This is a genomic window from Collimonas arenae, assembly GCF_001584165.1.
Lineage (GTDB): Bacteria > Pseudomonadota > Gammaproteobacteria > Burkholderiales > Burkholderiaceae_D > Collimonas > Collimonas arenae.
On sequence record NZ_CP013233.1, the window covers coordinates 3,029,848 to 3,049,666 of the forward strand.

At 57.5% G+C, this 19,819-nt stretch carries 13 protein-coding genes and 3 pseudogenes; 8 read left to right on the forward strand and 8 right to left on the reverse strand.

The window, feature by feature from the left end; translation table 11 throughout:
* Positions 1 to 103: 103 nt before the first annotated feature.
* On the forward strand, positions 104 to 1,618 hold the full coding sequence (locus CAter10_RS14015) for a transglycosylase SLT domain-containing protein (RefSeq protein WP_061533888.1): 1,515 nt from the start codon (positions 104 to 106) through the stop codon (positions 1,616 to 1,618).
* Between the two features lie 267 nt (positions 1,619 to 1,885).
* Complete coding sequence (gene fabI / locus CAter10_RS14020) at positions 1,886 to 2,668, forward strand: enoyl-ACP reductase FabI (protein WP_061533889.1); 783 nt, start codon at positions 1,886 to 1,888, stop codon at positions 2,666 to 2,668.
* Positions 2,669 to 2,763: 95 nt separating this feature from the next.
* On the opposite strand, the gene CAter10_RS14025 is transcribed toward fabI, so the two are convergent.
* Positions 2,764 to 3,276 carry an OmpA family protein gene (locus CAter10_RS14025; RefSeq protein ID WP_061533890.1) on the reverse strand — a complete coding sequence of 171 codons (513 nt, stop codon included), beginning with the start codon at positions 3,274 to 3,276 and terminating at the stop codon, positions 2,764 to 2,766.
* Between the two features lie 472 nt (positions 3,277 to 3,748).
* On the opposite strand from CAter10_RS14025, the gene CAter10_RS14030 reads away from it, so the two are divergent.
* Positions 3,749 to 5,149 carry a DEAD/DEAH box helicase gene (locus CAter10_RS14030; protein WP_061533891.1) on the forward strand — a complete coding sequence of 467 codons (1,401 nt, stop codon included), beginning with the start codon at positions 3,749 to 3,751 and terminating at the stop codon, positions 5,147 to 5,149.
* A 148-nt stretch (positions 5,150 to 5,297) separates the two neighbouring features.
* Here the strand turns inward: CAter10_RS14030 and CAter10_RS14035 are convergent, their stop codons facing one another.
* The 7 genes and pseudogenes from CAter10_RS14035 to edd all read right to left on the reverse strand — a co-directional run bounded on the left by CAter10_RS14035 (position 5,298) and on the right by edd (position 12,908).
* A complete protein-coding gene (locus CAter10_RS14035; protein ID WP_061533892.1) occupies positions 5,298 to 6,158 on the reverse strand; it encodes a DMT family transporter in 861 nt (286 codons plus the stop codon).
* Positions 6,159 to 6,305: 147 nt separating this feature from the next.
* On the reverse strand, positions 6,306 to 7,427 hold the full coding sequence (locus CAter10_RS14040; protein WP_061533893.1) for an osmoprotectant ABC transporter ATP-binding protein OsmV: 1,122 nt from the start codon (positions 7,425 to 7,427) through the stop codon (positions 6,306 to 6,308).
* The gene (locus CAter10_RS14045; protein ID WP_061533894.1) at positions 7,424 to 8,077 is read right to left on the reverse strand and encodes an ABC transporter permease; all 654 of its coding nucleotides are present in this window, start codon (positions 8,075 to 8,077) and stop codon (positions 7,424 to 7,426) included. Before CAter10_RS14045 ends, CAter10_RS14040 begins: the two co-directional genes overlap by 4 nt.
* Positions 8,078 to 8,093: 16 nt before the next feature.
* Complete coding sequence (locus tag CAter10_RS14050) at positions 8,094 to 9,002, reverse strand: glycine betaine ABC transporter substrate-binding protein (protein ID WP_128083084.1); 909 nt, start codon at positions 9,000 to 9,002, stop codon at positions 8,094 to 8,096.
* A gap of 25 nt (positions 9,003 to 9,027) precedes the next feature.
* Entirely contained in the window at positions 9,028 to 9,744 is a 717-nt protein-coding gene (locus tag CAter10_RS14055; RefSeq protein WP_061533895.1) for an ABC transporter permease, read from the reverse strand.
* Positions 9,745 to 10,364: 620 nt separating this feature from the next.
* Entirely contained in the window at positions 10,365 to 11,021 is a 657-nt protein-coding gene (eda, locus tag CAter10_RS14060; RefSeq protein WP_061533896.1) for a bifunctional 4-hydroxy-2-oxoglutarate aldolase/2-dehydro-3-deoxy-phosphogluconate aldolase, read from the reverse strand.
* Positions 11,018 to 12,908 (reverse strand): annotated as a pseudogene (edd, locus tag CAter10_RS14065) (phosphogluconate dehydratase). The gene eda and the pseudogene edd overlap by 4 nt, the downstream one beginning before the upstream one ends.
* Before the next feature lie 318 nt (positions 12,909 to 13,226).
* On the opposite strand from edd, the pseudogene pgi reads away from it, so the two are divergent.
* The 5 genes and pseudogenes from pgi (at position 13,227) to CAter10_RS14090 (ending at position 19,647) form a co-directional block, all read left to right on the forward strand.
* A pseudogene (gene pgi, locus CAter10_RS14070) lies at positions 13,227 to 14,877 on the forward strand (glucose-6-phosphate isomerase).
* 145 nt (positions 14,878 to 15,022) lie between these two features.
* Positions 15,023 to 16,493, forward strand: a pseudogene (gene zwf / locus CAter10_RS14075) (glucose-6-phosphate dehydrogenase).
* Positions 16,494 to 16,533: 40 nt separating this feature from the next.
* A complete protein-coding gene (locus CAter10_RS14080; RefSeq protein ID WP_061535366.1) occupies positions 16,534 to 17,388 on the forward strand; it encodes an SIS domain-containing protein in 855 nt (284 codons plus the stop codon).
* Between the two features lie 41 nt (positions 17,389 to 17,429).
* A complete protein-coding gene (locus CAter10_RS14085; RefSeq protein WP_061535367.1) occupies positions 17,430 to 18,650 on the forward strand; it encodes an AGE family epimerase/isomerase in 1,221 nt (406 codons plus the stop codon).
* Between the two features lie 70 nt (positions 18,651 to 18,720).
* Entirely contained in the window at positions 18,721 to 19,647 is a 927-nt protein-coding gene (locus CAter10_RS14090; RefSeq protein ID WP_205630267.1) for a carbohydrate kinase family protein, read from the forward strand.
* Positions 19,648 to 19,819 lie beyond the last annotated feature (172 nt).

The following is a 19,819-nucleotide window of genomic DNA, read 5'->3' on the forward strand; positions in this document are numbered from 1 at the left end:
TGTATTAGTGCAATTTCCGCTTGACGCGGGAAAACTGCGTTACGTACACTGCGTCTATTCCTTTATTACCGGTTTATGACAGCCGGTCACGCAAATCGAACCCATGTATCAGCTAAAACTCAAGACATTAGCCATTGCCGCGCTCGCTTTTTTCGGCACCCCGCTCTTGGCCCAGGCCAACGACATTACGATGTACACCCCCACTTTCAGCTTGATCGACCCGAACGACCCCAGTGCAGGCATGCTCGGCATGGAACAGGTCGATATCTGGGCGCGCATCCGCAAGGGCTTTGGCATCCCAGACCTGGACAACGCACAGGTGGTCAGCCAAACCGAGTTTTACAGCGCCCGCCCGGAGTATTTCGAGCGCACCACGGTGCGCGCTTCGCGCTATTTGTTTCACGTAGTGCAAGAACTGGAAAAGCGCGGCATGCCGACCGAACTGGCGCTGCTGCCATTCATTGAGTCAGCGTTCAATCCGCAAGCCCTTTCCAGCGCAAAAGCCGCCGGCATGTGGCAGTTCGTACCTTCTACCGGACGCGACTTCAACCTCAAGCAAAACATGTTCAAGGATGAACGCCGCGATGTTCTTGCCTCGACCGATGCTGCGCTGACTTACCTGCAAAAACTGTATGGCATGTTTGGCGACTGGCAATTGGCGCTGGCAGCTTACAACTGGGGCGAAGGCTCGGTACAGCGCGCCATCAACAAGAACCAGGCCGCTGGCCTGCCGATCGACTTCAATAGCCTGGCGCCGCTGATGCCGGCGGAAACCCGCAACTACGTGCCGAAGTTGCAAGCGGTCAAGAACATCATCTCTGCGCCGGACATGTACAACATTGCGTTGCCGAAGGTGGACAACCAACCGTACTTCGTCACGATCGGCAAGACTCGTGATATCGATGTCAAGGTTGCCGCCCAACTGGCCGAATTGTCGCTCGACGAATTCAAGGCTCTGAACCCGCAATTCAACCGCCCGGTCATCATTGGCAGCGCCGACACCAAGATCCTGCTGCCGGAAAGCAATGCGGAAAAATTCAAGAACAACCTGACCAAATGGACACAAACGCTATCGTCCTGGACCTCGCACACCGTCAGCGGTGCGCGTGAACGGATCGAAACCATTGCCGCCCGCTTCGGCACAACGCCGGCAGTGATCCGGGAAGTCAACCACATCCCGCCAAAAATGCTGCTCAAGGCTGGCTCGACCATCCTGGTGCCGAAGACCGAGGAAGCCAATAGCGATATCACCGCCGAAGTGGCAGACAATGCAACCATGGCGGTCACCCCGGATGCCCCGGAAACCCGCCGCATCTATGTCAAGGTCGGCAAACGCGACACCCTGGCGTCGATTGCCGCGCGCTACAGGGTCAGCGTGTCGCAGGTCAAGGCATGGAACGGTTTGCATCACGATGGCGTCAGCCGCGGCCAGAGCCTGCAATTGCAGGTGCCTAACCGCTTGGTGGCATCAAGCGCCGGCGCCAAATCAGGTCATAACGTCCGCTATCACAAAGCCAGCGCGACGGCCAGCCGCAACACCGGCAACAAAAACAAGGTGGCCGCCAAGAAAAACAGCCGCCCGGTAGTCCTGGCCTCGTCCAGGGGATCGCACAACTAAGGCTTTTGCAGCCTTGCTGCACAGGCCAAGTGTGATGAATGGGGGTTGATGCTGCCGGGCTGTTGGTGTCTTCTAGCACATGCAAAATTACCGCGATATCAAAAAGGCATGAACACCGCAGAATCAGCCTAGTTGCCCTCGCCGCGGCGAACCCCTACAATCTTGCCCTGTTCAGACAGAACTTCAAACAGAACATCCGGTGCAAAAACATCGCACTAGCAACCCTCGCCGCCTGCAATACACACGGCGTGCACATCTGGAGTCAATATGGCATTCCTGCAAGGCAAAAAAATTCTGATCACCGGCTTGCTGTCCAATCGCTCGATCGCCTACGGCATCGCCCAGGCTTGCAAGCGCGAAGGCGCCGAGCTGGCCTTTACGTATGTCGGTGAGCGCTTCAAGGAACGCATCACCAATTTTGCGAAAGAATTCGACAGCGAACTGATTTTCGACTGCGACGTCGGCAGCGACGAGCAAATCAACGCGTTGTTTGCCGACCTCGGCAAGTCCTGGGATCACCTGGACGGCTTGGTGCACGCGATCGGCTTCGCGCCAAGCGAAGCGATTGCCGGCGACTTCCTGGACGGCTTGTCGCGCGAAGGTTTCAAAATCGCACATGACATCTCTGCCTACAGCTTCCCGGCAATGGCCAAGGCCGCCCTGCCGCTGCTGCGGCCGAATTCGGCACTGCTGACCTTGACGTATCTCGGCTCCGAGCGCGTAGTACCAAATTACAACACGATGGGGCTGGCCAAGGCCTCGCTCGAAGCCAGCGTGCGCTACCTGGCCGGCTCGCTCGGCCCAAAGGGCGTTCGCGTCAACGGCATTTCGGCCGGTCCGATCAAGACCTTGGCCGCCAGCGGCATCAAGGGCTTTGGCAAGATCCTCGGCTTCGTCGCCGAACATGCGCCGCTGCGCCGTAATGTGACGGTGGAAGATGTCGGCAATGCCGCTGCATTCCTGCTGTCCGACCTGTCGAGTGGCATTACCGGTGAAATCACTTACGTCGATGGCGGCTTTTCACATGTCGTTGGCGGCATCGCCGAATAAAGCGGCTGTCGCATTCCTGCATACAGCCTGAATTCAAGTAAAAAAAGCCCGGTACGTCGCCCGGGTTTTTTTATTGCTTCGGCAATATTAACGACTTACTGGTGAACAGTAACCTCTACCCGGCGCGCATCGGCGTCGTTACCGCCCAGCGATACCTGCGGTTTATCGAGCGTCACCCGGGCTTCCTCTACGCCGGACATAACCAGCAGGGCACGCACCGATTTGGCACGCTCCTTCGACACTTCTGCATTCACGTCTGCATTGCCGCTGGCATCGTGGTAACCGGAAATTGCCACTGTCGCAGCCGGATTGGCTTTCAGGAAAGCCACCACTGCCGACACGTCGGCAGCAGCGTTGGCCGGCACTTCGGATTTACCGGTTTCAAAGAAAATCTTGACTGTGGGCGGTACGGCCGGCTGCGCGGCAACGGCAGCCTGCGAAGCCGCAGCTTCCTGCACCACCGGCGCAGCCAATGCTGGCTGCTTGACGCCCTTGCCTGCCGTGATGCCGAAGTAACCCGCCAGGAACAGCATGGCAATCACCACCACACCGACAATGGTCCAAATGATGCCTAGAGCTGCCTTCTGTTCGCTGTCGTTATTATCCATACACCTCTCCTGTTGTTGAATAGTAAATATTAAATTGTATCCGAATCCCTGGCAGTCTCGAATGTTGCACCAACAAACAACGCCCGAACAGCAATCAGTAGCGCTATTTGCATGAAGCTGGTGCATCAAATGCAAAACTCATGTATTATTCTGTGCTGCGTTGCAATAACGAACGCAGACAGCGAATTACCGGATACCGATCATATCGATTTCCACGCTCGCTGTAAAAAACAATAAGTAGCTGCGCAAGCCTAAGCATGTTCTGGCCTCAAATTGGGACATTGCATTGTAAAAGCCCTCCCGCCTTGTGTGTCGATCCTGACACCGTCCCGGCGCAAAGCTTTTGTGCCGAAATTTCTTTGTATTTGTTTCTTAGTCATTTCGTTGGTTGGCGTTGCTTTTTTGCGTTCACTGCATTTGTCGCGTGTCGACTATTTGCAGTATATGACGCTGCACTTTACGAAAGAAAATAATGACTTTTGAATCACTAGGCCTCCACTCGTCCATCATCAAAGCACTGACCGACGCTGGCTACACAAAACCGACAGGCGTTCAAGAACAAGCTATCCCCGCAGCCATCGAAGGCCGCGACCTGCTGGTTTCCTCGCAAACCGGTTCCGGCAAGACCGCAGCATTCATGCTGCCGGCGCTGCACAAATTCGCTTCCGAGCAGCCAGTTGCTGCTGCCAGCAAGACACCTAACCAGGAAATGCAGGCTTCCCGCGCACGCGGTGAGCGTCCACGCTTCAAGCCTGCACAACCGAAGATGCTGGTCCTGACCCCGACCCGCGAACTGGCCCTGCAAGTGACTACTGCAACCGACAAATACGGTTCGCAAATGAAGCGCATCAAGGCCATCTCGATTCTGGGCGGCATGCCTTACCCTAAGCAAATGCAATTGCTGTCGAAGAATCCTGAAATTCTGGTTGCTACCCCAGGCCGTTTGATCGACCACATGGAATCGGGCAAGATCGACTTCTCGCAACTGCAAATCCTGGTGCTCGACGAAGCTGACCGCATGCTCGACATGGGTTTCATCGACGACATCGAAAAGATCGTTGATGCAACACCTGAGTCGCGTCAAACCATGCTGTTCTCGGCGACGCTGGATGGCGTTGTCGGCAACATGGCAAAGCGCATCACCAAAAACCCGATGATCATCCAGATCGCCGGTTCGGCCACCAAGCACGAAAACATTCAACAGAAGGTTCACTTCGTCGACGACCTGTCGCACAAGAACCGCCTGCTGGATCACCTGCTGCGCGATGTCACCATGGACCAGGCAGTCGTTTTCACTGCAACCAAGCGTGACGCCGACACCATTGCTGACCGCCTGAACATCGCCGGTTTCGCTGCTGCAGCACTGCATGGCGACATGCATCAAGGTGCGCGTAACCGTACCCTGGACAGCCTGCGCCGCGGTCAAGTTCGCGTTCTGGTTGCAACCGACGTTGCCGCCCGCGGTATCGACGTTCCAGGTATCACGCACGTATTCAATTACGATCTGCCGAAATTCCCGGAAGACTACGTCCACCGTATCGGCCGTACCGGTCGTGCCGGCCGTAACGGCGTGGCGGTATCGCTGGTGAACCATGCTGAAGGCATCAACGTCAAGCGTATCGAACGCTTCACCAAGCAATTGATCCCGGTCGACGTCATTGAAGGCTTCGAACCAAAGCGCAGCGCATCGGCGCCACGCTCGAACCACAAGCCAGGCGGCTGGAAGCCAGGCGACAACCGCGGCGGCCCGAACAAGCCAGGCCGTAGCTTCAGCAAGCCAGGTGCTCCACGCAAAGAAGGCGGCGCTGGCGGCGGCTACAAGGGCAATCGTTCGAACGACAGCGGTGCACGTCGCTCGTTTGGCGATCGCTAAGCAAACCCGGCGCTCAGCATGAGCGTCACGTAACAAAAAAAGGCCGCTGGAATTCTCCAGCGGCCTTTTTCATTGCGACATGCGAACAGCGTGTAACGCCTCACTCACATTCATTACTCGCCTTACCTGCTGATTCAATGCATCTCGGCTACGCAGCCCAGCCGAGCATCACAGCGCCTCCTGCGATGACCAAACAGGACAGCAGCCTGCGCGGCGTCAGCGACTCACCCAGGAACATGCGGGCAATCAGGGCGGCAAACAAAACCGATGTCTCACGCAACGCAGATACCGGCCCCATCGGCGCCAACGTAATCGCCCAGATCACAATCCCATAGGCCAGTAGCGACATCGCACCGCCCCCCAATGCATTCCAGGTCGCCCGCTCGCGCAGTGAAATCCGCAAACGCCCGTGCAGCGACAGATAAATCACCAGCAACGGCACCCCGTCAAGCAGGAACATCCAGCCCGAATAGGCCGCCGCGCTACCTGCAAGACGTGAGCCAAGGCCGTCGACCACGGTATACCCGGCGATGAATACCCCGGTAGTGAACGCCGACAACGGCGCATCCCAGCTGCGCTCGCTGCTCGATTTTTTACTTTTGCCAAAGCTAATCTGCGCCAGGCTGATAATGCCGGCGGAAATCAAGGCAACTCCGGCCAGTGTCAGGGTACCCAGCTGCTCGCCGGCAAACAGCGCCGCGCCCAACGAAACCAGCAACGGCGAAGAACCACGTGCGATCGGATAGGACTGACCGAAATCACCAGCTCGATAAGCGCGGACAAGGAACAGGTTGTAGCCGGCATGCAATACCACCGACGTCAGGATATAAGGCCAACTGGCAAGCGCCGGAAGCGGCGCCCAGATGACGATCGGGATCGCGGCGACGGCCGAACCAATGGTCATCAATGTGATGGCCCACAAATGGTCGCCGCTACTTTTCAACATCGCGTTCCAGGATGCATGCAGCAATGCCGCACACAACACCAAAGCAATCACGCCAGCCGTCATACGGAGGCTTTCTGGTACCGCCTTGGGTGCTCAATCATAAATATACGGTCAATGTTGCTTCTGGAAAACCGTACATTGTAGAGGAATGGGCGAAAATCGGTGCAACGTCCACTGACGCAAAGAAGTGAGCGGCGGATGGACTCTCTGTTACTGGCGGCGCGTGCGGCCGGAACTCAGGTAGTCGGCAATGGAATCCTGCGTGACCTCCCCCAGGTAGCTTTCGTCCTGGTCGATCACCGGCATCCAGCTGGTGCTGTGCTTGTACATTTTCGATAGTACGACGCGCAGGTTTTCATCTGGCGCCGCGCTAACGGAGAACCGCCGCAGCTTTTCGATGCACGCGCCCTGTGCACCACGCGCATCGCGTCGCGCCACGTAACCCAACGCACGATTATCGGCGTCAGTGACCGTGACGTAACGGTAATCGTTTTCATCCATCACGCCATATGCCGCCGCCAGACTGGCATCTTCCTGCACAGTTGCCGAATTGGCCGCCGCATCGCCAGCCCGCACCAGCAACAAACGTTTCAAGGTCGCGTCCTGACCGACAAATGAACCAACGAACTCATCCTTCGGGCGCGCCAGCAAGGTATCCGGATGATCAACTTGGACCAGCTTGCCGGCACGGAAGATGGCGATCTTGTCGCCCAGCTTGATCGCTTCGTCGATGTCATGACTGACCATGATGACGGTCTTATTGAGGGCTCGCTGCATCTGGAAGAACTCATTCTGGATCGATTCGCGATTGATAGGATCGACCGCGCCAAACGGTTCATCCATCAGCAGTACCGGCGGATCTGCTGCCAGCGCGCGGATCACGCCGATACGTTGCTGCTGACCGCCAGACATCTCACGCGGATAGCGACTCAGGAAACGCTTCGGATCGAGCGCCACCATCGCCATCAGCTCGGTAGCGCGCTCATGGCAACGCTTCTTGTCCCAGCCTAGCAAACGCGGCACCACGGTAATGTTTTCTTCGATGGTCATGTTGGGAAACAGACCCACTTGCTGAATCACATAGCCGATTTTCCGGCGCAAGGTAACTTCGTCGATACCGGTGGTATCTTCGCCATTGAGCAGCACACGGCCAGAGGTCGGCGCGATCAAGCGATTGATCATTTTCAGGGTGGTCGTCTTGCCGCAACCCGAAGGCCCGAGGAACACACAGATTTCGCCTTCCGCAACCGTCAGGTTGATGCCATCCACCGCCTTTACTTTGCTGCCGTCTTTTTGGGTGAATACTTTACTGAGTTGGTCGAGTTGAATCATGATTTTTGCATTCCTTTCGGTGTAAGCAGTCGTTGCAGCCATTGCAGCAGCATGTCGGCAGCAATCGCCAGCACGCTGATCAAGACCGCTCCAACCACCAGTTTTTGCAGGTTACTTTGACTGATCGCGTGCAAAATCAGCACGCCCAGACCGCCGGCGCCGATAATTGCCGCCACGGCCATCACCCCAATGTTCATTACCACGGCGGTACGCACGCCGCCCAATATCACCGGCACTGACAACGGCAAATCGACCAGGCGCAAGCGCTGCCAGAAGGTCATGCCGATGCCGATGCCAGCCTCCTTGATGCCGCTCTCGATGCCATCGAGAGCCAGATAGGTATTGCGCATGATCGGTAGCAGCGAGTATAGAAATACCGCAGTAATCGCCGGCAATGGCCCCAGCCCCTCGCCGAAGCGCGAGAACAGCGGAATCATCAAGCCGAACAGGGCGATCGACGGCAGCGTCAGGATGACGGTCGCCAATCCCATCATCGGACCGGCCAGCCAGCGATGCCGGACCATGACGACACCCAGCGGTACGCCGATCAAAATGGCCAGGCCAACTGCAATACCAACCAGCATCAGATGCTGCATGGTCAGATGCAGGATTTCCGGCCACGCGCTTAACAGATAGTCATACAGTGTCATTTAGCTCTCCCGTTTTTCACAGCAAGCCTTCGGCCCGAAGGAAATCGGCGGCAACTTGCGCAATCGGCTGCTGATCGATATCAACCTTCTTGTTCATCTCGGTCATCTTGGCGGTATCGATCTTGGCAGACAGCGTATTCAACTGATCCGCAAGCTGTGGATTGGCATCGAGGATCTCTTTGCGCACCACCGGCGTCGCACTATAGAACGGGAAGAAATGCTTGCTGTCTTCGAGCAGCTTGAGATTGAAACCCTGGATCCGGCCATCGGACGAGTAAGTCAGCCCGACATTCAATTGATCATTGTGCAAAGCGGTGTAGATCAACCCCGAATCCATCTGCTTGATTTCACTGCGGTCGAGCGTAAAACCATACAACGCCATCAGCGGCTCCAGACCATCCGGACGCGAAGCAAATTCAAAGTCGACCCCCATCGGGTATTTTTGCGGCGGATTCTGCTGGTGGGCCTGGTTGATTTTGTTGGCCAGGTCTTCGATCGTGTTCAAGCCATCTTCGTCTGCGCGCTTTTGTGGCACCGCCAGCGCATAGGTGTTGTTCAGCGCCGACGGATTGAGCCAGATCAGATTGCGCGCAGCGTCCAGTTCCTTGACTCGTTGGTACGACTCATCCATGTCCAGCTTCTCATCGATCTTGTTGTATACGATCAGCGCAGTGCCGGTGTAATCCCAGACGATATCGAGCTGGCCGCTTTCCTGGGCCTGGCGCATGATGGTGGTGCCAAGCCCATTCTTGAGATCGACGGTGTAGCCCTTGGCGCTCAGGTACTGCGCGGTCATCGAGGACAGGATCAGTTGTTCAGTGAAATTCTTGCCGCCGACGACCAGGTTGGTCGCCCGGCCTGCGACGTGCCCAGCAAGCCGACTGCAAATGCCAGTAGCGCGGCGATACGTAAATTTTTCATGCATGTTCTCCTTCGAAGAAGATGGGATATCAGCGCAGCAGGCCGCGTTTGCTCAGGTAGGCATTGCTGCCCAACGAGACGATCGCATCCAGCGCCAATGCCAGCACCGCGGTGGCAGTGGCACCGAGCAGCAGCAGATCCTGGTTATTCAGATAGATGCCGGGGAAGATCAGGCCGCCCAGGCTTTCGCCGCCGATCAGGACTGCCAGCGGCGCCGTACCGACATTGATGGCCAACGCAGTGCGCACGCCGCCGACAATGATCGGCAACGCATTCGGCAATTCGACCCGGAACAGCACCTGCAACGGCTTCAAGCCAATACCCTTGGCCGCCTCTTTCATCGATGGCGACACCTGCTTCAGACCCTCATAGGTATTGCGCACGATCGGCAGCAGCGACGCTAGCCACAAGGCAATGATGGCCGGCTTGTCGCCGATACCGAACAAGGCCAGCGCCAGCGCCAGCACTGCCATCGAAGGAATCGTGTTGCCGATGTTGAAGAGTTGCATCCATTTTTCGGCATGCCGCGTGAAATACGGACGGCTTAACAGGATGCCGGCAGGAATGCCGCATAGCAGCGCCAGCGACATCGAACAGCCGACCAGATACAAATGGCGTTCGGTGTAATAGATCAGGTCGCCCTGATAATGATGGATAACCGCGGGGCCAATCGACCAGCCAATTGCGACAACGACCAAAATGGTAATGGCTGCGCCGACGATGGCGTTGCGATAGCGATTCGTCATGCTTACTCCCTTTTGTTCCATGAACATCGGCGGCAAGACGCTGGTTGCGTAATCACGGGCGCATGAATGCCCGCGATTACGCAACCGACTGCTTTGCCGATGCTTAATTGAATGCCCGCCAAGCACGAACCGACACAGCCGGGACCTGCCAGGGCGACACACAAACTGTCAATTTTTTATGATCCCGTCCGGCCTTCCCGCTGGGATGGCATTGAACGAGCCGACTACCGCATGGGGCGGTAACTGAATGCGAGGAATTCCTCGGCGTTTGATGAAACTCCGGCGTAGCCGAAGCATGAGACAACCCGCTGACGCGAGTTACGAAACCCAAAAATGTGCCGTTGAGGCAGCACTATGTTGTTGAGAGCCTGCCATTCTAACAAGTTTCCTTGATGACGTCCAGTAATGGGATTATCAAAAGCTATTACCGCAATATCTGAAGGCTAGAATAACATGCGTTTTTACTAACGAATATAGGAATATTCCGAGGTAAAAATAAGATGAATGGAAGGGTTAGCAGACAGGAAGGAGTGCGTGGAAGCGCCACGAAAAAAAGCGCCGGAGTGGTTCAAAAACCATTCCGGCGCCTTGGCAAAGAAGGACGTTGAAGCGAAGAGAGATCAGAGTGCCTTGCGCAACTTGCTGGCGGCGGCAGCCAATGCCGTGATGCGAGCCCAGTCACCGGACTTCAGCACGTCTTTTGGCGTCAGCCAGGAACCGCCGACACAGGCGACGTTCTTGCAAGCCAGGAAATCCGGCGCCGTTTCCAGCGAAATACCGCCTGTCGGGCAGAAAGTGACATCGCCCAGCGGGCCGGCAATCGCGTTCAGCATGCCGACGCCACCCGCCGGCACCGCCGGGAACAGCTTCAATTGACGGAAACCGGCTTCACGCGCCGCCATCACCTCCGAAGGCGTCATCACGCCCGGCAGCAATGGCAAACCGCTCGACTTGGCTGCAGCGATCAAGGCCGGCGTCAAACCTGGCGACACGCCGAACACTGCGCCAGCGTCGCGAGCGGCGACGAATTCATCAGCCTGGGTCAAGGTGCCGACACCGACAATCGCGCCTGGCACCTGCTCTGCTATGGCGCGAATCGCCGGCAAACCATGCACCGTGCGCAAGGTCACTTCGAGGACGCGAATCCCACCAGCGACCAGAGCCTTGGCCAGCGGCACCGCATGGTCGATGTCATCGATGGCGATCACAGGGATCACCGCCGATGCACGCATGATGTCCAGTAGTTGGTTGCCGTAAAGAAGATTTGCTGATGTCATATCGTAGCTTTCTGTGGTTGTTCAGAATGATTGGCTTGCTCCTGCGTCGGCAGCACCGGCGGCAAGGCGAAACTGGTAGCGCCCTCTTCCGCTGCGCTCACTGTGTTGCGGAACATCGCAAACAGTTCGCGGCCCATGCCGACCTGGTTCGCCGACAGGTCAATCGCCAGCGGCTGGCGCTGCGCCCACTCCGCGGCAGGCACCAATGCTTCCAGTATACCTTTCTCGGCATCCAGGCGGATCATGTCGCCAGTGCGCACCAGCCCCAGCGGTCCGCCGGCCAGCACTTCCGGCGTGATGTGGATCGCCGCCGGCACCTTGCCGGAAGCGCCCGACATGCGACCATCGGTGACCAGCGCAACATGGCGGCCGGCATCCTGCAGAATGCCCAGCGCTGGCGTCAATGCATGCAATTCCGGCATGCCGTTGGCGCGTGGCCCTTGATGGCTCAGGACCGCAATGAAATCGCGATCCAGTTCGCCGGCACGGAATGCCTTCATGAATTCGTCCTGTGAATGGAACACCACGGCAGGCGCTTCTACCACCCAGTGCTGCTGCTTGACAGCGGAAATCTTGATTACCGAACGTCCCAGGTTGCCGCTCAACAGGCGCAAGCCGCCATCGGCAGAGAATGGTTCGCTCGCGGTGCGCAGCACCGAGTCGTCGCCGCTTTTTGCCGGAGCCGGCTTGAACACCACTGCCTCGCCTTCCAGGAACGGTTCGGCGCAATGCGCGCGCAGGCTGTCGCCGAGGATGGTCTTGACATCTTCGTGCATCAGGCCGGCATCCAGCAGTTCACGGATCACGAAACCGGTACCGCCGGCAGCATGGAAATGATTGACGTCGGCATCGCCGTTCGGATAGATGCGGGTGACCAGCGGCACTACGGCCGACAGTGCGTCGAAATCATTCCAGTCGATGACGATGCCGGCAGCCTTGGCGATTGCCACCAGATGCAACGTGTGGTTGGTCGAGCCACCGGTCGCCAGCAAAGTGACGATAGCGTTGACGATACTCTTTTCGCTGACCACATGACCAACCGGCAGATACTTGTCGCCGCGGTCGGTGATTTTCAGGGCCTGGCGTGCCGCTTCAGCAGTCAGCGCATCACGCAGTGGCGTGTTCGGAGTAATGAAAGCCGAGCCAGGCAAGTGCAGGCCCATCGCCTCCATCAACATCTGGTTGCTGTTGGCGGTGCCGTAGAAGGTGCAGGTGCCGGCGCTATGATAGGACTTGGCTTCCGCTTCCAGCAATTCGGCGCGGCCGATCTTGCCCTCAGCATACAACTGGCGAATCTTGACCTTTTCCTTGTTGGTCATGCCGCTGGTCATCGGCCGCCGGGGATGAACACGGCCGGCAGATGGCCGAAATGCAAGGCGCCGATCAACAGCCCTGGGACGATCTTGTCGCAAATCCCGAGGTAGACCGCAGCATCAAACATATTGTGCGATAACGCAATCGCCGTAGCCATGGCAATCGCATCGCGCGAAAACAGCGACAACTCCATGCCCGGCTGCCCTTGGGTAACGCCATCGCACATGGCCGGCGTGCCGCCTGCAAACTGGGCGACGCCGCCAGCAGCATGGACTGCATCCTTGATGATCTGCGGATAGCGCTCGAACGGCTGGTGCGCCGACAGCATGTCGTTGTACGAAGAAACAATGGCGACAGATGAACTTTTATCCTGCTTCAGCCTCAACTTGTCATTCACCGGAAATGCTGCGAAACCGTGTGCGAGATTGGTACATGACAATGCCCGCGCTGCACATCCTGGCGGCGTGCATGCTCCAGGCGCGCCAGGTAGGCGCTACGGTATGGCTGGCTGCGGGCAACGATTCTCTCGGTGACCTTGGCAACGCTGGCATGTATGGAGACAGGTGCTGACATGATTGGCTTTCCTTGAAACAGTAGACGAAATGAAATTTTACTACAAAAATAAACCGAGAACGCTAATTTATGCACTTCTCCCGGCATCACCAGGGCAATTTTCGAAACAGCGCAGCATCGTCACCAAATAACAACATTACGCATACGACAAGCCAGGACAGCACAAACAAGAGGGAAAAAGTCATGTTTCACCACCGCGACACCCAAGCCTGACGCCAAGCACTTCAACGCAAAAAGATCGCAAAATAATTTGTAGTGAAATTACCTTCAAGTGTTGTATAGTCGTATAAATTCCCGACCGCCAATAAAGACCAGGATATGTCGCAACCATCGTTCAATACTACCGCCGCCTTTCAGGCTTTGCATGCCCATCACGCAGCAATCAAGGATAAATCGTTGCGCGAACTGTTTGCGGCCGATCCGTCCCGTTTCGAACAATTCTCGATCAAGGCCGCTGGCCTGTTCCTTGATTACGCAAAAAACAATGTCACCGCCGACACCATGGCGCAGCTCTTCGCTTTGGCGCGCGAACGCCAACTTGAAGCGCGGCGCGAAGCGATGTTTCGCGGCGAAAAAATCAACACCACCGAACATCGCGCCGTGCTGCACACTGCCCTGCGTGCGCCAAGCCTGCCGGCGCTGGAAGTCGACGGTCAGCAAGTCAGCGTCGATGTGCATGCAGTGTTGCAACGGATTCAGGCCTTCACCACCGCAATCCGTTCCGGAGAATGGCTGGGCACAGCGGCAAACCAATCACCGATATCGTGAACATCGGCATCGGCGGCTCCGACCTCGGCCCTAAAATGGTATGCCAGGCGCTGCGCCCTTACCAGCATGCCCACCTGAACATGCATTTCGTCTCCAACGTCGATGGCGACGACCTCGACGCCGTGCTGACGCAGGTCGATCCGCAAAGCACGCTGTTCGTGATTGCCTCGAAAACCTTCACGACCGCGGAAACCATGATGAACGCCCATTCGGCGCGCAACTGGTTCCTGCGCACCGGCAACGACGTTCAGGAAAGCGATCTGCGCAAGCACTTCGTCGCAGTATCAACCAATCTCGAAGGCGTCACAGCGTTCGGCATCGATCCAGCGAATATGTTCCCGTTTTGGGACTGGGTTGGCGGCCGCTATTCAGTATGGTCGTCAATCGGCCTATCGGTAGCGCTGGCAATCGGCTTTGAACGGTTCACGGAATTCCTGGCCGGCGCCCACGCGATGGACACGCATTTCCGCAATGCGCCGCTGGAACAGAACATGCCGGTGATCCTGGCTTTGCTGGGCGTCTGGTACCGCAACTTCTTTGACTATCGCTCGCTGTCGATTGCTCCTTATCACCAGGACCTGAGCAATTTCCCGTCCTACCTGCAACAGCTGGAAATGGAAAGCAACGGCAAGCGCGTCAGCCTAGACGGCAGTATGCTGGATGTCGCATCTTGCCCGATCATCTGGGGCAATGTCGGCACCAACGGTCAGCATGCATATTTCCAATTACTGCATCAGGGCAGCGACATTACCCCGGTCGACTTTATCGCGACGCTGACCGCCAGCAATCAGTTGCCAGGTCACCAAGCTGCGCTGCTGGCCAATTGCTTCGCTCAATCGGAAGCATTCATGCGCGGCAAAAGCGCCGAAGAAGTGCGGGCCGAAATGCAGGCCAAGAACGTGCCGACCGAGGAAATCGACGCCCTGCTGCCGCACCGCACCTTCCCCGGCAACCGCCCCAGCAACACCATCCTGATGACGGCGTTGACGCCGGCCAGCCTGGCGCACTGATTGCCTTGTATGAACACAAAGTGTTCGTCCAGGGTGTGATCTGGGACGTCAACAGCTTCGATCAGTGGGGCGTGGAGCTGGGCAAGGTATTGGCGAGCAACATCCTGGGCGAACTGACCAGCACACCCGCGCCACTCAGCCACGATAGCTCGACCAACGGTCTGATTGAAATGGCCCGCGCAGCTTTATAGGTTCAGCTTACCCGAAAAAAATCAGGAAATTGGGCGATTGCAGTGGCGACGGGTGTTGTCTCGCAATTTTTTCATGGCAGTTTAAACATCTTATTCAATTAGTTGGAGACAGGACATCACTCCTCCTGTCTTGCAAAGGAAACTCATGGCTCTTGCAGAATTCGATTTGGCAATTTTGGCGGCACCGGTGATCTGGCGATGCGCAAGCTGCTGCCGGCAATGTATGCGCGCGACCGCGCCAACGACCTGCCGCCGGATGCGCGCATCCTGTGCATCGGCCGGCACGACAGCAGCGACGAGGATTTCATCAAGATCGTCGAAAAGGATTCCAAACCGCACATCGGCAAGGATGCCATGGACGCTACCATCTGGAAGCGCTTCTGCAAACGCATCAAGTATGTCGGCATGGATGCCACCGACGGCGCCACCTATAAGGCGCTGGTCGCCGCCATGCGGCCGGACCCGGCAATTACCAATGTATTTTATCTGGCGACGCCACCCAGCCTGTTCTCGCAGATTTGCAACAACCTTTCCGCCAGCGGCCTGGCAACCCCGAACTCGCGCGTCGTGCTGGAAAAACCGTTGGGCCGCGACCTGGCCAGCGCTAAGCAGATCAACGCCGAAGTCGCACAGGTATTCTCCGAATCGCAGATTTTCCGCATTGACCATTACCTCGGCAAGGAAACTGTACAGAACCTGCTGGCGCTGCGCTTCGGCAACGTGCTGTTCGAACCGCTGTGGCGCCGCGAGTGGATCTCTGACGTGCAGATCACAATTGCCGAAGAACTCGGTGTCGGCAACCGCATGGGTTACTACGAAAACTCAGGCGCCTTGCGCGACATGCTGCAAAACCACCTGCTGCAACTGCTGTGTATCGTTGCGATGGAGCCACCGGCATCGATCACCCCCGATGCAGTACGCGATGAAAAACTCAAAGTATTGCGCTCGCTGAAACGCTTCACGCCAGTGTCGCTGGCACAAGATGTGGTGCGCGGCCAGTACCGCTCCGGTCACGTCGAAGGCGTCGCCGTGCCGGGCTATCGCAAGGAAGCCGGGGCCAATCCGCATTCGCGCACTGAAACCTTTGTCGCAGTCAAAGCCGAAGTCGATACCTGGCGCTGGGCCGGCGTGCCATTCTACCTGCGCACCGGCAAGCGCATGGCCGATCAACTGGCCGAAATCGTGGTGCGCTTCAAACCGATTCCGCACTCGATCTTTGCCCAGCCGAACAGCAGCTTCGAACCCAACTGCCTGGTGATCCGCCTGCAACCCGACGAAGGTCTGCATCTGAACCTGATGGCAAAAACGCCTGGCGACGGCATGCGCCTGAAACCGGTTGAACTGGAGCTGGATTTCCGCGAAAGCTTCAAATCGCCGCGCATGGAAGCCTATGAACGGCTGCTGCTGGACGTCTTGCGTGGCCAACTGACATTGTTCATGCGCAGCGATGAACTCGAAGCGGCATGGGAGTGGGTTGAACCTATCCTGGAATACTGGGACCGGGAAGAAGATGATCCAATTCCGTACACGGCCGGCACTTGGGGCCGGCTGCAGCCAGCGCACTAATCGCACGCGACGGTTTGCAGTGGCGCGAAGAAGCGTTGCCCGAGCTGTGAACGGACCTATCAACTTGACGTGGCAGGATACCGAATGACCATGCTGCTGGATTCGATCAAGACCCAGATCGACTTGCTGTCAAAGTCGGAGAAAAAGGTCGCGCTGACGATTCTCGACAATCCGCAACTGGCGCTGGCCGAAAACATCACGGCGCTGGCCAAGAATGCGCAGGTATCGGAGCCGACGGTAGTGCGTTTCTGCCGCGCCATCGGCTATGAAGGCTGGCACGACTTCAAGTTGAAATTGGCGCAAAGCCTGGCGGTCGCGCTGCCGGGCGCCAATGAAATGCTGGCGCAGGACGACATTGCGGCAGACCTGGTCAACAAGATTTGCAGCCGCTCGATCAACACCTTGCTCGATTTGCGCAATCACCTGAGTGCGGACGCTATCCAACAGGCGCTGGATGTCCTTCTCAAGGCCAACAAGATCGAGTTCTATGGTCAAGGTACTTCAGGTATCGTGGCCGCCGATGCGCAGCATAAATTCTTCCGTTCCGGTGTGCCGACCGTGGCTTACTCAGATCCGCATATCCACAGCATCGCCGCCTCACTGCTACAGCCGGGCGATTGCGTGGTCGCCATTTCCCAACGCGGCGGCAACGCCGCATTGCTGCGCAGCGTGCAGTTGGCCAAGAAAGGCGGTGCCGACATCATCGTGCTCGGCCCGAGCGGCACACCGCTGGCAGAGCTGGCAACGGTGCTGGTACCGATCGATTTGAGTTTCAACATCGACCCTTACACGCCGATCTCGGCGCGCCTGGCACATCTGGTAGTGATCGATATCCTGGCGGTCGGGCTGGCACTCAAGCGCGGCCCGGAATTCCGCAAGAAGATGCAGAACGCCCAAAAAGCCTTGCAGCAGTTCGATATGCAATTCGATTCATTCTTTCGTTGACGGTACGCGCTAGCGGCAGCGCCTTGATAAAAAAGACAAACATGAGACCAGACAACTCCTCTATCGATTATCGAGATCCCGAATTTTTGCGCGACCGGATGCGGCGCGACATTGCCTTTTTCCACCCTCGCGCATTCGATCCCGATGGTGGATTTTTCCACTATCTGAACGACGACGGCAGCATCTATGATGCCGCCAGCCGGCATCTGGTCAACAGCACTCGCATGGTGTTCTGCTACGCCTTGGCTTGGCGCCTCGACGGCAAGGAAGAATATCGTGAAGCGGCGCGGCACGGCTTGCGCTTCCTGCAGCAAAAGCACTGGCAGCCATCCTACGGCGGTTATGCCTGGGTGCTCGAAAACGGCGTAGCGGTTGACCGCACCCAGCATTGCTACGGCCTGGCGTTCGTACTGCTGGCACATGCCCATGCACTGCGTATCGGCATCAGCGAAGCCGCTGACGGCATCGCCAGCACCTTCGATTTGATGGAAAAATTGTTCTGGTCGGAACAGGACGGCCTGTATGCCGACGAAGCCACACCGGAAGGCCTCGTCTCGTCGTATCGCGGACAGAACGCCAACATGCACAGCTGCGAGGCATTGATCGCCGCATTTGAAGCTACCGGCGAGACGCGCTACCTGCACCGCGCCGAACGTCTTGCACGCAACATCACCGTGCGCCAGGCGGCGCTGGCGACCGGATGGATCTGGGAGCACTATCACGCCGACTGGAGCGTCGACTGGGACTACAACCGCCACGACAGCAGCAACATGTTCCGTCCATGGGGATTCCAGCCCGGCCACATGACAGAGTGGGCCAAGCTGCTGCTACTGCTGGAGCGTCATGCCCAACATCTGCAGGGAGACGCCGACTGGCTGCTGCCACGCGCCTGCGCGCTGTTCGAAGTCACCATCCCGGCAGCCTGGGATCGCGAACACGGCGGCCTGGTGTACGGCCTGGCGCCGGACGGCGGCGTCTGCGACGGCGACAAATACTTCTGGGTCCAGGCGGAATCGCTGGCGACCTCAGCGCTGCTGGCGCAACGCACCGGCGACCAGCGCTATTGGGACAGCTATCAGGGGCTATGGGAATACAGCAGCGCACATCTGATCGACCAAGAGCGTGGCGGCTGGTATCGCATCCTGCATCAGGACAACCGCCGTTACGGGCCGGAAAAGCCGCCGCATGGCAAGACCGATTTCTACCATCCGATGGGCGCCTATCTGGAATGCCTGGCCGCGGTCGGCAGCCCGCTGCCGTAACTAATCGGCCACCCACAGTTGAAGCAACAACAAGTTTGACGCAAGAAAATCATTGAGCAAGGACGCAGTCATGTCAGCAAGCACACCAATCGACCAAGCCGTTTCATTCCCTCAATTCGTCAGCGCCGGCGAAGCGCTGACCGACATGATACGAGTCGGCGGCGACCAATGGCTGAGCAAGACCGGCGGCTCAACCTGGAACGTCGCCCGCGCCGCCGCCAGCCTTGGCGTACCGTCAGCCTTTGCCGGCGCCATCAGCCAGGACTGGTTTGGCGACGAACTGTACAACGCCAGCCGCGATGGCGGACTTGACCTGCGCTTCCTGCAGCGTGCAGCACGCTCGCCGCTACTGGCCATTGTCTACGAGACCGCACCGCCACAATACAATTTCGTCGGCGACAACAGCGCCGACCTCACCTTCGATCCGACCGCCTTGCCGGATGGCTGGCAGCAGACCGCACAATGGGCACACTTCGGCGGCATCAGCCTGACGCGCGCGCCGCTGGCGGAGCGCCTGATCGAGCTGGCACAGGATCTGCACCGGCGTGGCGTCAAGATCAGCTACGACCCCAATTTCCGCAACGTGATGGACCAACGCTATGACCAGGTGCTGAAAAAGATGGCGCAACTGGCCGATGTGATCAAGGTATCGGACGAGGATCTGGTTGGTCTGTTTCGCACCGAAGACACCGCTGCAGCACTGGCGACGCTACGCAATTTCAATCCGGACGCGACCGTGTTGCTGACCCTCGGCTCCGAAGGTGCGGCAATTCACGCCGGCCAGCGCCAGTGGCAGGTGATGCCGCCGCCGATTGAGATCGTCGATACGGTCGGCGCCGGCGACGCCGGCATTGCCGGGCTGATTTACTCACTGATCCAGGAAGCGGCTGCTGCACCGCAATCAATTAACTGGGAGCAACATTTGCGCTTCTCAGTCGCCTGCGGCTCAGCTGCTTGCCTGAATGCCGGGCCAAACCGCCGCAATTACATCAAGTAAAAATGCTGCTGGAAAAAACTGGAATTTGACGCCAGATTGCGGCAGTGCGCCATGCGATATCAAATAGTATGTAATGTGATATCCAAAAATGTATCTAAATTACTTGTAGTAAAAATACAGATAAAAAGACCATCAAACTAAAATAAATACAAAAACCGTCCTGTAGCCCTAT

Excerpts from the sequence above, each read along its gene's own strand:
- CAter10_RS14015 (WP_061533888.1), top strand. The coding sequence starts at position 104 with ATGTATCAGCTAAAACTCAAGACATTAGCCATTGCCGCGCTCGCTTTT.
- fabI (WP_061533889.1), top strand. The coding sequence starts at position 1,886 with ATGGCATTCCTGCAAGGCAAAAAAATTCTGATCACCGGCTTGCTGTCC.
- CAter10_RS14025 (WP_061533890.1), bottom strand. The coding sequence starts at position 3,276 with ATGGATAATAACGACAGCGAACAGAAGGCAGCTCTAGGCATCATTTGG.
- CAter10_RS14030 (WP_061533891.1), top strand. The coding sequence starts at position 3,749 with ATGACTTTTGAATCACTAGGCCTCCACTCGTCCATCATCAAAGCACTG.
- CAter10_RS14035 (WP_061533892.1), bottom strand. The coding sequence starts at position 6,158 with ATGACGGCTGGCGTGATTGCTTTGGTGTTGTGTGCGGCATTGCTGCAT.
- CAter10_RS14040 (WP_061533893.1), bottom strand. The coding sequence starts at position 7,427 with ATGATTCAACTCGACCAACTCAGTAAAGTATTCACCCAAAAAGACGGC.
- CAter10_RS14045 (WP_061533894.1), bottom strand. The coding sequence starts at position 8,077 with ATGACACTGTATGACTATCTGTTAAGCGCGTGGCCGGAAATCCTGCAT.
- CAter10_RS14050 (WP_128083084.1), bottom strand. The coding sequence starts at position 9,002 with ATGCATGAAAAATTTACGTATCGCCGCGCTACTGGCATTTGCAGTCGG.
- CAter10_RS14055 (WP_061533895.1), bottom strand. The coding sequence starts at position 9,744 with ATGACGAATCGCTATCGCAACGCCATCGTCGGCGCAGCCATTACCATT.
- eda (WP_061533896.1), bottom strand. The coding sequence starts at position 11,021 with ATGACATCAGCAAATCTTCTTTACGGCAACCAACTACTGGACATCATG.
- CAter10_RS14080 (WP_061535366.1), top strand. The coding sequence starts at position 16,534 with ATGCTGCTGGATTCGATCAAGACCCAGATCGACTTGCTGTCAAAGTCG.
- CAter10_RS14085 (WP_061535367.1), top strand. The coding sequence starts at position 17,430 with ATGAGACCAGACAACTCCTCTATCGATTATCGAGATCCCGAATTTTTG.
- CAter10_RS14090 (WP_205630267.1), top strand. The coding sequence starts at position 18,721 with ATGTCAGCAAGCACACCAATCGACCAAGCCGTTTCATTCCCTCAATTC.